14 protein-coding genes are annotated in these 14,021 nt (G+C 65.7%); 2 read left to right on the top strand and 12 right to left on the bottom strand.

Features of this window, described 5'->3' with window-relative positions; all coding sequences use genetic code 11:
- The first annotated feature begins 65 nt into the window (after nucleotides 1-65).
- Nucleotides 66-2,207, top strand: a complete 2,142-nt coding sequence (locus tag ACZZ93_RS15475) for an asparagine synthetase B family protein (RefSeq protein WP_400341734.1) — start codon at nucleotides 66-68, stop codon at nucleotides 2,205-2,207.
- A 120-nt stretch (nucleotides 2,208-2,327) separates the two neighbouring features.
- Here the strand turns inward: ACZZ93_RS15475 and ACZZ93_RS15470 are convergent, their stop codons facing one another.
- The 9 genes from ACZZ93_RS15470 to ACZZ93_RS15430 form a co-directional block, all read right to left on the bottom strand.
- Nucleotides 2,328-2,858 carry a hypothetical protein gene (locus tag ACZZ93_RS15470; protein WP_463511521.1) on the bottom strand — a complete coding sequence of 177 codons (531 nt, stop codon included), beginning with the start codon at nucleotides 2,856-2,858 and terminating at the stop codon, nucleotides 2,328-2,330.
- 597 nt (nucleotides 2,859-3,455) lie between these two features.
- Nucleotides 3,456-4,118 (bottom strand): VanZ family protein, encoded by a 663-nt coding sequence (locus tag ACZZ93_RS15465; protein ID WP_053097507.1) that lies wholly within the window; start codon nucleotides 4,116-4,118, stop codon nucleotides 3,456-3,458.
- A gap of 183 nt (nucleotides 4,119-4,301) precedes the next feature.
- On the bottom strand, nucleotides 4,302-5,492 hold the full coding sequence (gene tuf / locus ACZZ93_RS15460; protein ID WP_053097508.1) for an elongation factor Tu: 1,191 nt from the start codon (nucleotides 5,490-5,492) through the stop codon (nucleotides 4,302-4,304).
- A 148-nt stretch (nucleotides 5,493-5,640) separates the two neighbouring features.
- A complete protein-coding gene (fusA, locus tag ACZZ93_RS15455) occupies nucleotides 5,641-7,761 on the bottom strand; it encodes an elongation factor G (RefSeq protein ID WP_053097509.1) in 2,121 nt (706 codons plus the stop codon).
- Between the two features lie 83 nt (nucleotides 7,762-7,844).
- On the bottom strand, nucleotides 7,845-8,315 hold the full coding sequence (gene rpsG, locus ACZZ93_RS15450; RefSeq protein WP_050722490.1) for a 30S ribosomal protein S7: 471 nt from the start codon (nucleotides 8,313-8,315) through the stop codon (nucleotides 7,845-7,847).
- A gap of 5 nt (nucleotides 8,316-8,320) precedes the next feature.
- Entirely contained in the window at nucleotides 8,321-8,689 is a 369-nt protein-coding gene (gene rpsL / locus ACZZ93_RS15445) for a 30S ribosomal protein S12 (RefSeq protein ID WP_013584051.1), read from the bottom strand.
- A gap of 220 nt (nucleotides 8,690-8,909) precedes the next feature.
- Nucleotides 8,910-9,557: a spermidine/putrescine ABC transporter substrate-binding protein gene (locus tag ACZZ93_RS15440; protein ID WP_463511520.1), complete on the bottom strand. Its 648-nt coding sequence runs from the start codon at nucleotides 9,555-9,557 to the stop codon at nucleotides 8,910-8,912.
- Between the two features lie 59 nt (nucleotides 9,558-9,616).
- Nucleotides 9,617-10,108 carry a hypothetical protein gene (locus tag ACZZ93_RS15435; RefSeq protein ID WP_072591693.1) on the bottom strand — a complete coding sequence of 164 codons (492 nt, stop codon included), beginning with the start codon at nucleotides 10,106-10,108 and terminating at the stop codon, nucleotides 9,617-9,619.
- Between the two features lie 124 nt (nucleotides 10,109-10,232).
- On the bottom strand, nucleotides 10,233-10,493 hold the full coding sequence (locus ACZZ93_RS15430) for a hypothetical protein (RefSeq protein ID WP_463511519.1): 261 nt from the start codon (nucleotides 10,491-10,493) through the stop codon (nucleotides 10,233-10,235).
- 252 nt (nucleotides 10,494-10,745) lie between these two features.
- Between ACZZ93_RS15430 and ACZZ93_RS15425 the strand changes: the two genes are divergently transcribed.
- A complete protein-coding gene (locus ACZZ93_RS15425; protein ID WP_463511518.1) occupies nucleotides 10,746-10,943 on the top strand; it encodes a hypothetical protein in 198 nt (65 codons plus the stop codon).
- Nucleotides 10,944-11,250: 307 nt separating this feature from the next.
- On the opposite strand, the gene ACZZ93_RS15420 is transcribed toward ACZZ93_RS15425, so the two are convergent.
- The 3 genes from ACZZ93_RS15420 to ACZZ93_RS15410 all read right to left on the bottom strand — a co-directional run bounded on the left by ACZZ93_RS15420 (nucleotide 11,251) and on the right by ACZZ93_RS15410 (nucleotide 14,008).
- Nucleotides 11,251-11,403 carry a hypothetical protein gene (locus tag ACZZ93_RS15420; RefSeq protein ID WP_171821933.1) on the bottom strand — a complete coding sequence of 51 codons (153 nt, stop codon included), beginning with the start codon at nucleotides 11,401-11,403 and terminating at the stop codon, nucleotides 11,251-11,253.
- A 72-nt stretch (nucleotides 11,404-11,475) separates the two neighbouring features.
- Nucleotides 11,476-12,402 (bottom strand): sugar ABC transporter permease, encoded by a 927-nt coding sequence (locus ACZZ93_RS15415; RefSeq protein ID WP_053097512.1) that lies wholly within the window; start codon nucleotides 12,400-12,402, stop codon nucleotides 11,476-11,478.
- Nucleotide 12,403: 1 nt separating this feature from the next.
- On the bottom strand, nucleotides 12,404-14,008 hold the full coding sequence (locus ACZZ93_RS15410; protein ID WP_056279698.1) for an ABC transporter permease subunit: 1,605 nt from the start codon (nucleotides 14,006-14,008) through the stop codon (nucleotides 12,404-12,406).
- Nucleotides 14,009-14,021 lie beyond the last annotated feature (13 nt).

The following is a 14,021-nucleotide window of genomic DNA, read 5'->3' as shown; positions in this document are numbered from 1 at the left end:
GCGCGCGCATGTACGCTACTGAAGGCAGACGCGCCTGCGCGCAGATGATTGGGAGTGGCTGGACAATGAGCGACTATGTGTTCATCAGTGACCGGACTGGCCAGGGTGCACAGATCCTCAACAACCGGTCCTCTTCCTTGATCGCGGCGCTCGGATACCGCTCCGAAGGCGCGGAGCTCTTGGTCTCAGCCGACCGACGCATGGCGGCCATGCACTTCTCGCGCTCCACTCACCTCTATCGGGCGAGCGATCAGAGGCACACGGACCTAGACGGCGCGGTGACCCTGCTCAAGGGCCATGCGATCAGGCGCGGGCGGGACGATGCCCACCTCCTGACCGCCGAGGCGATCGCCCGCGAGATCACGGGCGGAGGCTCGCCGACTCTGCGCGAACGCCTCGTCGGCGACTACGGGATCTGTCACTTCGATGGAAGTGACGCAACCTTCGTGAGTGACCCCCTGTCCATGGTCCCGCTCTTCTACCACGAGGCCGGGGATGGGACATGCATCGTCACCACGCGACCGCGTTTGATTCAGGCCCTGATGCCGCACTTGGACTTCGACTACCGAAGCCTCGCCTGGCAGGCGATCGCATTCTGGCCCTTGGGAGAGGACACCCTGGTCAGCGGCATTCGTCGCGTGCCCCAGGGTGGCTGGCTCGGAATCACGGACAGCGGCGTTCTGGTCCATGAGCGCCCTCTCTCTTATCTCAACCGTCAAGACGGCGGCGAGATGCGCGCGGAACTCGCGCGAGATCCCGAAGCGGTGTTGGACCGGGTGGTCGGCGAGATGGCCGGCTCGCTTCGAGCTGTGTTCGATACGGGAGCGAGGGTGAACCTGGCGCTCACCGGTGGCCGCGATTCTCGCGCCATCGCGGCCTTGGCGACCATGACCGGTCCGCTCCCGGCCACTCTGGCGGCGTTCTCCAACGGTGTCCCGGATCACCCCGATGTCGTCGTGGGCCGTAGTGTCGCCGAGGCGATCGGCGCTGAGTTCACCAACAACATTCCCAAGCCCGCGAGCTTCTCCTCGGGAGACATATTCAGGCAGCGCCTCGGCGCGGTCTTCCGCTACGACGGAATGCTGCCGATCTGGGATGGCGGAGGGAGCGCGGGCATCTCGCCCGCGGTACTGCTCCAGGGTCACGTGGGTGAGGTGTATCGGGACAAGTGGTTCAGCACTCCGTACGCTTCTCCCGAAGATTTCGCTCAGCGGATGTTCGCGGGAGCCAACATCGATCCGAATGATCTCCTGCGGGCGGACGCTGCCGCAGACCTCAAGGAACAGCTGGTTGAGCGCGCACGCTATTACGTCGACAGCGGCGCGAGCGTGGCCCAGCTCGGAGGCGTCTTCCGCATCGAGGGCATGCAGTCATGGGAGAGCGCACAGTTCTCCCAGGGAGCATTGTGGGCGAGCCACCCCGTGCATCCTCTCTACGACCCGGACCTGATCGATCTCTCCTTCCTGGCTCCGCCGGAATGGCGAAACGACGAACGTATCCATTACGAGATCGTCAAGCGGAGTCGTTTCGATCTGGTCGACCTGCCGTTCGCCGAGCACGGTTGGCACGGCGGATTGGAACTGAATGCGGGGTGCAGCGCCGTCCACGTGCCTCCCGTGCGGAACACCCGCCAGCTCGTGTCGGCGTCGGGCTGGCAATCTGCCCTGTTCTTCAAGTCCCCCTTGCAGCGGCGCTTCCTTCAGATCATCGACGAATGCGGATCGAGCCCCCTCTGGGACTACTTCGACAAGGAGAAGGCGAGGTCCGCCATCACGGACGCTCGCGCGGACATCCCGTCGATCAAGATGACCCGGCTCTATTCACTCCTGACATCTCTGTGCTACGCGCACGGCTATGAGCTCCCGCTCAAGTTCAACGCCGAGGCGGGAACGGAGACGCTCGAAGCGCGAACGATATTGCGCGCGAAGTCGGGCGCAGCTGTGCTGTTCGACGGGCGTCAGAAAGGGACACCTGTCGATCTCACCGCTTCCGACGCGCTCGACGGCGTTCCCGTAGCGGACGCGCCCGACCTCGTCATCGACGCCGCGTCCGGGAACGACGCCGCTTTTGCGAGGGACACGGACGTCTACGATCTCCATCTCGAGCTGCGGCAGGTCGCCAACGAGAGACGCAAACTCGAAACGGAGCTGCGCGCCGTACGGCGCGAACTGGATTCGTTGCGCAAGCGCGATTCCCCCGCTGTGTGATCAAGCGTCTGATCGACGATCCGGCTGACAACGGCTCCTACCTACGGGGAAGTCCACCGTTGGGGATGGTCGGCGCTGCCTCCGGGCATCGGCGATCTGTCGCTCCGGCGGAATCGCCACTCATGCGATCCGTCGCTCTGGCGGGACCCGGCGATCCGCGAGGAAGGCTCTGGACTGTGCCGCGCGCGGTGAGCTGATGCTTCTCCAGGCCTCCAGGAACTCGGGCTCGAAGGGCTCTGCGATACCTCGGGACGCACGGTACAGCGCGAAGGGCAGGGCGTTCTCATCCGAGTACACGCGGGAGAGATAGCGCTCGGCGTTGCCCGTGAAGATGATGTCGGGCTCGATCAGTTCCACCATCTCGCGGTGATAGAACCTGGTCCTCAGACACACCACCCGGGTGAAGACTCCGCTCAGGTGTTTCAGCATCAGCCGGAAGAAGGAATCTCCGAACAACAGGACCGTCTTGTTGATCGGCGCGTCCGGACTGAGGAGGATGTCGATCATCCCATCGTTGAAGCCGCCCCCGCTGTTGAACTCCTGCACCTCCCAATCGGGGTGGAGCTGGAGCGCCTCTTGAAAGCGCTCTGGATTCAACTTGCTCCCGAGGTCTCCTGACCAACGGCGTGGTCGCATGATCCGGCTCGCCACTCGATCGAGTGCCTCGGGTGCCTCCACTCCGACAGCCGCCACCATCTCGCGCAGGACGACGAGCGAGCCTGTGTGCGACAGATGGGTGTCGAGAGGCAGGCAGCTGTTCGGCTCCTGGCGAAGCTCGCGCACGGGGTAGACGACGCGCGGAACCATCGTCGCTGGAAGCTGCTCGAGATACGTCTCGCCCAACCTGACGACAGGCTGGAACGGAAATTCTTCCGTCAGGACGGACTGCTTGTCCGGGAACACGACATGCGCGTAGCCCACACCTCGTGCGAAGGTGTCGGCAGCGCGAGCCTCGAGATTGCGAGAGAAGACTCGGACGGACTCCGGCGCCGGTTTCAGCTCGCCGGTCGCATATTGGAGAGGCTGCTGATTTCCCCGGCCAGGAAGGCGACTCCGCTGCTCGAGACCAGAACGTCGTTCTCGATCCGCCAGCTCGGGAGCGTTCCTCGATCTTGATCTCTGGCGTTCATGGCGTTCCTCCGATCAAGATGCTGGTTGTCCAGCCCCCGAAATCCTATCGGCCTGCCCGCAGTCGAACTGAACCCCCACGCTGTTCCAGATCTCGGATACGGCAGCCTCTTCGAGAACCTAGACCGGGATCCGCACCGTAGGCGCGTCCCCCGTCTCCCAGAAGTCCGCGTCCAGCACGCGGGTCACCGGATCGGGCTCCTCGGCCCACGCCGTCGCCGCCTGCACCGGTGACGCGTGACGAGCCGCCGCTCGCGCCGCGTTCTGCCGTTGCAGTTCGGCCGCGGCGGCGCGACGCTCCCACAGCTCGCGTTCGATCATCGTGCGATCCCTGGCGTGGATCATCGCCCTCAGGATCATCGCCAGCAGCAGACCCGCATATCCGCCGACCGTGTTGGCGAGCACGTCGAGAACGGTCGACACGCGCTCGTCCAGGGCGATGCCCTGCGTGAACTCGATCGCTCCGGAGAAAGCCGGCAGCAGGAAGATCGCGAGCCACCAGGCCTTGCGCGCGAGCGCGAGTCCGAGCAGGAATCCGAGCGGCACGAACATGCCGATGTTGGCGACGAACTCCAGCTCGTTGTAGCCGAACCGCTCGGGCACCCCGAGGTTGTGCAGTGCGCGGAGCACCCGCCCGGCGATGCTGTCGAACTCGAGCTGCTCGGGCTGCGGCCACATCGTCACCAGCAGCACGAAGGCGGAGTAGACGATGAGCAGCAGCGTCGAGATCCACAGCCGCGCATGGCTTCGCGGAGGCGGCGGTCCCACGTGGATCTGTGTCATGGTCGCGTTCCTCTCATGCCCGGGGCCGGGCGACGACGCCTGCGGACAGACTCGGGCCATGCTATCGATCGTCGATCGCATCTCGCCGCGAAGTCACCGAGAAACCGCCTCGGAGACCCACTGCCCCGGGTACGACACAGGGGCCGGACCCGAAGGCCCGACCCCTGTGCGAGAAGCAGATGCTTACTTGATGATCTTCGTGACCGTACCGGCGCCGACGGTGCGTCCACCCTCACGGATGGCGAAGCCGAGGCCCTCCTCCATGGCGATCGGCTGGATCAGCTCGACCGTCACGTCGGTGGTGTCGCCGGGCATGACCATCTCGGTGCCCTCGGGCAGCGTGATGACGCCGGTGACGTCGGTGGTGCGGAAGTAGAACTGCGGGCGGTAGTTCGTGTAGAACGGGTTGTGACGCCCACCCTCATCCTTGGACAGGATGTACGCGGTACCGGCGAAGTCGGTGTGCGGCGTGACCGAACCCGGCTTGACGATGACCTGACCGCGCTCGACGTCCTCACGCTTCGTGCCACGGAGCAGGAGACCACAGTTCTCGCCGGCCCATGCCTCGTCGAGCTGCTTGTGGAACATCTCGATACCCGTGACCGTGGTCTTGACGGTCGGACGGAGTCCGACGATCTCGACCTCGGAGTTGATGGCCAGCGTGCCACGCTCGGCGCGGCCGGTGACGACGGTTCCACGACCGGTGATCGTGAAGACGTCCTCGACGGGCATGAGGAACGGCTTGTCCTTGTCGCGCACGGGGTCGGGAACGTTGTTGTCGACGGCCTCCATGAGGTCGAGGATGGACTGGGTCCACTTCTCGTCACCCTCGAGTGCCTTCAGAGCGGAGACGCGGACGACAGGAGCGTCCTCGGCGAAGCCCTGCGAGGCGAGCAGCTCGGAGACCTCGAGCTCGACGAGCTCCAGGATCTCCTCGTCGTCGACCATGTCGGCCTTGTTCAGTGCGACGAGCAGGTAAGGGACGCCGACCTGCTTGGCGAGCAGCACGTGCTCACGCGTCTGAGCCATCGGGCCGTCGGTGGCGGCGACCACGAGGATCGCGCCGTCCATCTGAGCAGCACCGGTGATCATGTTCTTGACGTAGTCGGCGTGGCCGGGAGCGTCAACGTGCGCGTAGTGGCGCTTCGGGGTCTCGTACTCGATGTGCGAGATGTTGATGGTGATTCCACGCTGGCGCTCTTCCGGCGCCGAGTCGATGGAAGCGAAGTCGCGCTGCACGTTCGTGTCGGAGGGGTACTTGTCAGCAAGCACCTTCGAGATCGCTGCGGAGAGCGTGGTCTTGCCGTGGTCGACGTGACCGATGGTTCCGATGTTGACGTGCGGCTTGGTCCGCTCGAACTTGGCCTTAGCCACTTGGTCCTCCTCAGGACGTCGTGTAGAGGTCACCGGGCACTGGATTGCGACCGGATCTCTACGGGTTAGGTTCTCAGTTTAGTAGAGAGGGAATGTGAAGTTGTAGGGGACCTGGGAGCCGGGCGTGAACCCGGCTCCCAGGAAAGTGTTACTCGCCGCCGCCCTGGTGCTTCTGGACGATCTCGTCGGCCACAGCGCGGGGAACCTCAGCGTAGCTGTTGAACTCCATCGAGTAGACGGCGCGGCCCGAGGTCTTCGAGCGCAGGTCGCCGATGTAGCCGAACATCTCGGACAGCGGGACGTGTGCACGGACGACCTTGACGCCTGCGGCGTCCTCCATCGACTGGATCTGGCCACGACGCGAGTTCAGGTCGCCGATGACGTCGCCCATGTACTCCTCGGGAGTACGCACCTCGACCGCCATGAGCGGCTCGAGCAGCGCCGGGTTCGCCCGACGAAGGGCTTCCTTCATGCCCATCGATCCTGCGATCTTGAACGCCATCTCCGAGGAGTCGACGTCGTGAGCAGCACCATCGACGATGGTCGCCTTGACACCCACGATGGGGTATCCGGCGAGCACGCCGACGTTCATCGCGTCCTGGAAGCCGGCATCGATCGAGCCGATGTACTCACGCGGGATGCGACCACCGGTGACCGCGTTGACGAACTCGTACGTCTTCTCGTCGTCGAGGTCGAGCGGCTCGATGTTGAACTGGATCTTCGCGAACTGACCCGATCCACCGGTCTGCTTCTTGTGCGTGTAGTCGTACTTCTCGACGCCCTTGCGGATCGTCTCGCGGTACGCCACCTGCGGCTTGCCGACGTTGGCCTCGACGTTGAACTCGCGCTTCATGCGATCGACGAGGATGTCGAGGTGCAGCTCGCCCATGCCCTTGATGGTCGTCTGACCGGTCTCGGGGTTGAGCTCCGTGCGGAAGGTCGGGTCCTCTTCAGCGAGCTTCTGGATGGCGACACCCAGCTTCTCCTGGTCGGCCTTGGTCTTTGGCTCGATCGCGACCTCGATGACGGGCTCGGGGAACGTCATCGACTCGAGGACGACCGGCGAGGCCGGGTCGGTGAGGGTGTCACCGGTGGTGGTGTCCTTCAGACCGATGACGGCGTAGATGTTGCCGGCGGTGACCGAGGGAACCGGGATCTCCTTGTTGGCGTGCATCTGGAAGATCTTCCCGATGCGCTCCTTCTTGCCCTTGGTCGAGTTGATGACCGCAGCGCCGGAGTCGAGCTGTCCCGAGTAGACGCGGACGTAGGTCAGGCGACCGAAGAACGGGTGCACGGCGACCTTGAACGCGAGAGCCGCGAACGGGTCCTTCGCGTCGGGGTGACGCTCGATGATCGTGTCGTAGTCCTTGGGGTCGTGCGCCTCGATCGAGCCCACGTCGAGCGGGTTCGGGAGGTAGTCGACGACGGCATCCAGCATCGGCTGCACGCCACGGTTCTTGAACGCGGAACCGCAGAGGACCGGGTAGATCTCGGAAGCCACGGTGAGCTTGCGGATCGCGCCCTTGATCTCGGCGACGGTCAGCTCCTCGCCACCGAAGAACTTCTCGAGCAGCGCGTCGTCGGTCTCGGCGACGGTCTCGAGGAGCTGCTGACGGTACTCGTCGGCCTTCTCCTTGAGGTCGGCCGGGATCTCCTGGATCTCGTAGGAGGCACCCATGGTGACGTCACCCTTGGAGTCACCCGCCCAGACGAGCGCGCGCATCTCGACGAGGTCGACGACGCCGATGAAGTCGTTCTCCGCACCGATGGGCAGCTGGATGACCAGCGGCTTGGCGCCGAGGCGGTTGATGATGGTGTCGACGGTGAAGTAGAAGTCCGCGCCGAGCTTGTCCATCTTGTTGACGAAGCAGATGCGGGGGACGTTGTACTTGTCGGCCTGACGCCACACGGTCTCGGACTGGGGCTCGACGCCCTCCTTGCCGTCGAAGACGGCGACAGCACCGTCGAGGACGCGGAGCGAGCGCTCCACCTCGACCGTGAAGTCCACGTGACCGGGGGTGTCGATGATGTTGATCTGGTTCTTGTTCCAGTAGCAGGTCACGGCGGCAGACGTGATCGTGATGCCGCGCTCCTTCTCCTGCTCCATCCAGTCGGTGGTCGAGGCACCGTCGTGGGTCTCGCCGAGCTTGTGGTTGACGCCCGTGTAGAACAGGATGCGCTCGGTCGTGGTGGTCTTGCCAGCATCGATGTGAGCCATGATGCCGATGTTCCGAACCTTGCTCAGGTCGGTGAGCACGTCTTGTGCCACAGGAGTGTCCTTATCTTTTGTGCAGTCGTACTGCGAAGAGGGGTGCCCGCCCCCGATGTGTGATCGGGGGCGGGCGAAGCTGTTTACCAGCGGTAGTGAGCGAACGCGCGGTTCGACTCGGCCATCTTGTGCGTGTCCTCGCGGCGCTTGACCGCTGCACCGAGACCGTTCGACGCGTCGAGGATCTCGTTCTGGAGACGCTCGGTCATCGTCTTCTCACGACGACCCTTGGCGTAGCTGACGAGCCAGCGCAGCGCGAGGGTGTTCGCGCGGTGCGGCTTGACCTCGACCGGAACCTGGTAGGTCGAGCCACCGACGCGGCGGCTCTTGACCTCGAGAGTCGGGCGCACGTTGTCGAGCGCCTTCTTCAGAGTGGCGACGGCGTCCTGACCGTTCTTCGCCTCGACGCCACGGAGGGCGTTGTAGACGATCGACTCGGCGAGGGACTTCTTGCCGTCGACCAGGATCTTGTTGACCAGCTGGCTGACGATCGGAGCGCCGTATACCGGGTCGTTGACGACGGGACGCTTGGGGGCGGGACCCTTACGAGGCATTGGACTCAGCCCTTCTTTGCGCCGTAGCGGCTGCGAGCCTGCTTACGGTTCTTGACGGCCTGGGTGTCCAGGGCGCCACGGACGATCTTGTAACGGACGCCGGGGAGGTCCTTGACACGGCCTCCACGGACGAGCACCAGCGAGTGCTCCTGGAGGTTGTGACCCTCACCGGGGATGTAGGCGGTGACCTCGGTGCCGTTGCGGAGCTTCACACGAGCGACCTTGCGCATCGCCGAGTTCGGCTTCTTCGGGGTGGTGGTGTAGACGCGGGTGCAGACCCCGGCCTGCTGCGGGTTCGACTTGAGTGCAGGCGCCTTGGTCTTCGAGACCTTGGGCGAGCGACCCTTGCGAACCAACTGCTGAATGGTTGGCACGTTCTCTCCTCATAATGCTGCACGGTGACAGCGTGATGGGTTTCACATCAGTGACCCACCGGCACGCCGGAATCGACGAGCCTTTGTGGTGGTGGGTATGCCGTGGGGGCGGACCGGCATGGTGCCGACGCCCAGCGCACACGTCGAGACGTGCACACACCTGATCAAGTGTAATGCCGCGTAACGTGGTGGTCAAATGAAGGCCGCTCAGCGGCGGTCGCTAGGCCTGGTCCGAGTCGAACGGGGAGTCGAGCGAATCGGTGAGCTCGGCGAGCAGCGCCTCGATCTGCGGCTCGACATGCTGCGAGATCGCGGCCTGGATGTAGATGCGGTGGCGCAGCAGGATGCCGCAGATCTCACGGCCGACCATGTTCGCGTACTCGTCGGCGAGGGCCACCTCCTGTCGCAGCGCCACCTTCGCCTCGTCGCTCAGCGGCGGCAACGGCGGCAGTTCGTCGACCGCCTCGTCCGCCAGTCCCGCGATCGTGAAGAGGAACGGCGCACCGGGGACCGGCTCAGGATCGAGCGGGAGGCCGTCGAACTCCGGATCCAGCCCGTCGGCCGGACGGTAGCTGCGCGCCCGGTTCCGTGCGGCCTGCTGGTCGAGCTCGCGCTGGAGCATCGGGAGGTTCCTCGCGGTGTACTCGGCCACGGCATGATCGACGATCGTCTTGATCCGGGTCGAGAGGCCGTGCTGCACGCCGTGCGGCGTGTTCGATCCGATGCCCGCCGCCGACAGGATAGGCGAGCCCAGGCAACGCCGACAGGGCGCGACCCGACCACGATGCGTCGCCGGCTCCCAGCGCGGCACCCACCGCAACCAGGCCTCGACGGCCTGGTCGACCTGCGTCTCCAACGAGCGCTCCACACGTAGAGCGTACGGCGCGTGCACCGCTGCTGCCGAGATTTCGTCTCGACGGCGGGGCGTCATTCCTCGTCGTCGCGCTCCCACGGCCACTGCGGCTGCTGCGCGCGCGTGCGGCGCAGCGCGATGCCGCCCCAGGCGGCGATGGCCCCGGCGGCCAACAGCACCGCGCTCGCCCCGCCACGGACGAGATCGCCCGCGACGACCGTCGCGACGATCAGGTCACCGCTCGCGACCGCGACCGCGATCCAGACGACGACCAGATGCGCGAGCGCCGTCGCCAGCGCGACGGCGGGCGCCGCGAGGAACGACGGATGCGATCGCCGCAGCGACCCCCAGAGCGACAGCGCGAACGCCACCACCGCCGCGAGCATCCCGACCGCTCCCGGCACCTGCCCCAGGCCAGGGACGGCGATGATGTCCCGGTCGGTGGCCACGCTCAGCGCGCCGAGGCCGAACACCGCCAGGGCGAAGAAGCTGATCGTGGCGAGAACCAGAGCCAGGATGGCCGAAACCCCCGGGGACGCGGGTCCACGGGGGTTCGGCGATGACATGTTCGTGATTACCTCGAGAGCGTCGGACCGGCCTCGAGCGTGCGCTCGTACTCACGCTGCGCCTCGGCGTTGAGCTCGGTCTTGCGCGCCCCGCTGCGGGCGACCCACGCGCCGAACCAGATGGTCAGCTCACGGCCGAAGACGAACGCCGCGATGGCGAGCGGGTGGAAGAGCTGGGCTCCGATGAGCTCGCTCCCTCCCGAGCCGTGAGCAGCCAGAACGGCGCCTCGAAGAGAGCACCGAGGATGTGTCCGCCGTAGGCGATGAGCCCGACGATGATGCCGAAGACCACCCAGAGTCCCCAGCGTCCGCGGTTGATGAACGCTCCGAGAAGCCAGAAGCCGAGGAAGAACACCACGACGGGGACCCAGAAGCCCCAGGTCATCAGCGGAGCGAGAGCCGCTTCGCCGATGTTCTCGCCCGTGATGTTACCCGCGACGGCCCGAAGGCCGAGCGTCGCACCCAGGTAGAGGATCGCGAAGGCGACGGTCGCGAGCAGACCGATCGCACCGGCGGTGCCGCGGTTTCCCCGCTCGCGGGGCGGCTCGGGAGCCTGGACGAAGATCGGCTGCTGCTGGACCGGCGCGATGACCGGTTCGGCGGCGGCAGGCTCGGACGGGACGATCCGGGTCTCGGTGTGGTCGGCCGACGAGTACGCGGCTCCGGCGAGAGCGGACTGCTCGTGCGCGACCGGCGGCGTGTAGGCGGGGGTGCGTCCGCATCCGTGCCGAACGACTTCGTCGTGTCGGCATCCGTGTTCCGCGACGTCGTCGTGTCGTCTGCGTCGAGGTACTTCGGGTCGTTGAGCTCGGGCGTCGCGAAGGTGCCGGGGTGATCCTTCTCGGCGGCTTCGAACGCGGCGAGATCCGGGTCGACGGCGGGCTGGGCAGGTGTCGGAGCCGACGTGTCGTGCGCAGCGTCCGCGGGCGTGCCATGCACGCCTGCACCCGCTGCGGCGGCGGCGTCGAGTCCAGCGTTCGCGCTGTCGACGACGTCGTTGACGTCCTTCGGCCGCTCGGGCTGGGGAACCTCGGGGTCACTCATGGGGGTGCGCCTCTCATCGGATGTGTGCATTGCGAGATTACCGCCGCCCGACCGCACCCCGAGGGAGGCGTGCCGACGTGTCGTGCAGCCCGTGATCGCTAGGGAAGCGTCGAACGGAGGGTGTCGCCGACGAACGATGCGACGACCGGCACGATCGGCATCGAGAACCAGACGAGAGCGCCGATCACGCCCGCGCACAGCACTCCGGCGACCCAGCTGATCGCCACGTTCCGCCCGGCCACACGCGTCATGCCATCACGCTACGGCCGCCGTCGCACGACGGGTGATCGCAACGCCGCGAACGCGACGACCATGATCGCGGATCAGCCCTTCGTGGCGCCCGCGGTCAGTCCGCCGACGATGTACCGCTGCAGGAACAGGAACAGGATCATCACCGGGATGGCGGCCATCACCGCGCCGGCCGAGAAGGCCGACCAGTCCGCGTATCGAGGGTTGGCGACGAGCTTGGTGAGACCGACGACCAGGGTCTGCTGCTCGACATCGACGAGCATGACGCTCGCGATCACGTACTCGTTCACCGTGCCGATGAACGACAGCAGCGCGACGACCGCGAGGATCGGCGCGACCAGCGGCAGGATCATCGTGAAGAAGATGCGCGCGTGTCCGGCGCCGTCGATGCGCGCCGCTTCATCGAGCTCCATCGGCAGGGTGTTGAAGAACCCGTACATCAAATAGGTGTTCACCCCGAGCGCGCCGCCGAGGTAGACGAGGATCAACCCCGTGTGCGTGTTCAGTCCGATCGCGGGGAACCAGTCCCCCAGCGTCGACATCAGCAGGAAGATCGCGACCACGGCGAGGAGCTGCGGGAACATCTGCACGACGACGATCGTGACGAGGCCGATGCGGCGACCCGCGAAGCGCATGCGCGAGAAGGCGTATGCCGCGAGGGCGCCGATGAACACCGTCACGGCTCCCGTGACCACGGCAATGACGAGCGTGTTCAGGAACCACAGCCCGTAGGGGTTCTGCGGGTCGCTCAGGATGCGCACGTAGCTGTCGAAGCCGAACGCCGAGAACAGCTGGTTCGATCCGGTCAGTGTTCCTCTCGGATTGAGCGAGGCCGAGACGACGTACAGCAGCGGGAACAGCGCGAAGGCGCTGACGACGATGGCGACCACATGGCGCCATCCGGTGTCGGCGAACCATGCGCCGAAGCTGCGGCGACGCGGCGCGAGGTTCTGTTCGACGGCGACGGTGCGGGCGGTGGTGCCGATGTCCGTGGTGCTCATGTCAGTTCAGCTCCTCGAGGGCCTTGGTCTTGCGGAAGCTGATGATCGAGATCGTCGCGACCACGATGAAGATCAGGATCGTGAACGCGGAGGCGAGGCCGTAGTCGCGGGACTGCCCCGTGAAAGCCACCTTGTAGACCATCGAGATCAGGATGTCGGTGTGCCCGACCGGAATGCTGACATCGTCGAACCGCGGCCCGCCCTTGGTCAGCATGTAGATCAGGTTGAAGTTGTTGAAGTTGAACGCGAACGACGAGATCAGCAGCGGCGCCACCGTGACGAGCAGCAGCGGAAGCTTGATGCGCCGGAAGACCTGCCACGGGTTGGCGCCGTCCATCACCGCGGCCTCGTTGACGTCTTCGGGGATGCCCTGGAGGGCGCCCATGCAGACGAGGAACATGTAGGGGAAGCCGAGCCAGAGGTTCACCAGCAGCACCGAGACCTTCGCGAGGTTCGGATCGGTGAGCCAGGGGATGTCCGCTCCCCCGAAGATCACCTGGTTGATGAAGCCGAAGCTCTCGTTCATCATCCCGGCCCAGACGAGCGCGGAGAGGAACGCGGGGAATGCGTACGGGAGGATCAGGATGATCCGGTACCCGTTGCGGAATCGCATCCGTGTGTTGTTGAACACCAGCGCGAGGAGCAGGCCGAGGAAGAACGTCGTCGCCACGGAGAGCACCGCGAACACGAAGGTCCAGATCGTCACCGAGATGAGCGGGCCGCGGATGGAGTCGTCGGTGACCGCGCGCACGAAGTTGTCGAACCCGACGGTGGTCTGCCAGCCGGGGAGCAGCTCGGCGCCGTCCTCGGCGATGAACGACCCCTCCCCCGTGTCGGAGTACACCGCGCCGGTCGTGGTGTCGGTGATGGTGTCGGCATCCGCGTCGTACTCGAGCGTCGAGACGTACAGGTAGCCCTTCTGGCCGTCGGGCGCACGCAGGCTGCCGTCGTTGGGGTCGTCGCTGAACGGCACCGAGAGCTTCTCCAGCTCTTCCGAGAGCGTGAACACCTTCGCGAGGGGCAGCGTGGTCCAGCCGTCGACGGCCACAGCCTGGTCGCCGTCGAACTCGGCGTCGACCTCCTCCAGCGGCTGCTCGGCCGTGCCGAGCAGCGCGTCGCCGGAGTCGGGATCGGTCACCAGCAGGCCGTAGGTGCCGAACTGCTCGACGACCGTGACCGGGTACGTCGGGGAGTCCTCCACGCGCTCCTGGGCGGAGGCGAGGAGCGACGAGATCGCCTGGTCCTTCGTGCCGTTGTGGCCGGTGCCGTAGTTGGTGAAGCCGATGTACCCGGTGTACAGCAGCGTGAACACCTGGAAGATGATCAGGAAGATGATGCCGGGCGTGAGGTACTTCGCGGGGATGCGCTTGCGCGAGAAGTAGATGTAGTTGACGAGCACGGTGACGGCCACGACCAGGCCGAGCACCAGCCACTCCTGCTGCCCGAAGAGGACGAACGCCGCATACAGCGCGATGGCGTCGACGATCGCCAGCAGCAGGATCTTCAGGAGCATCCAGCCGATCGGCCCGGATGCGGCCTCGGCGATGCCGGCGGCCTGGCGCTGGCGCTTGGTGAGTGGAGCCGTGGGCTCGGCGGTGTCTGTCATCTCGTCCCCGTCG

The sequence above is a fragment of the Microbacterium sp. AC026 genome (assembly GCF_979258475.1).
The sequence above is the reverse complement of the archived record's forward strand: the minus strand, read 5'-3'. Positions and strand labels throughout refer to the sequence as shown.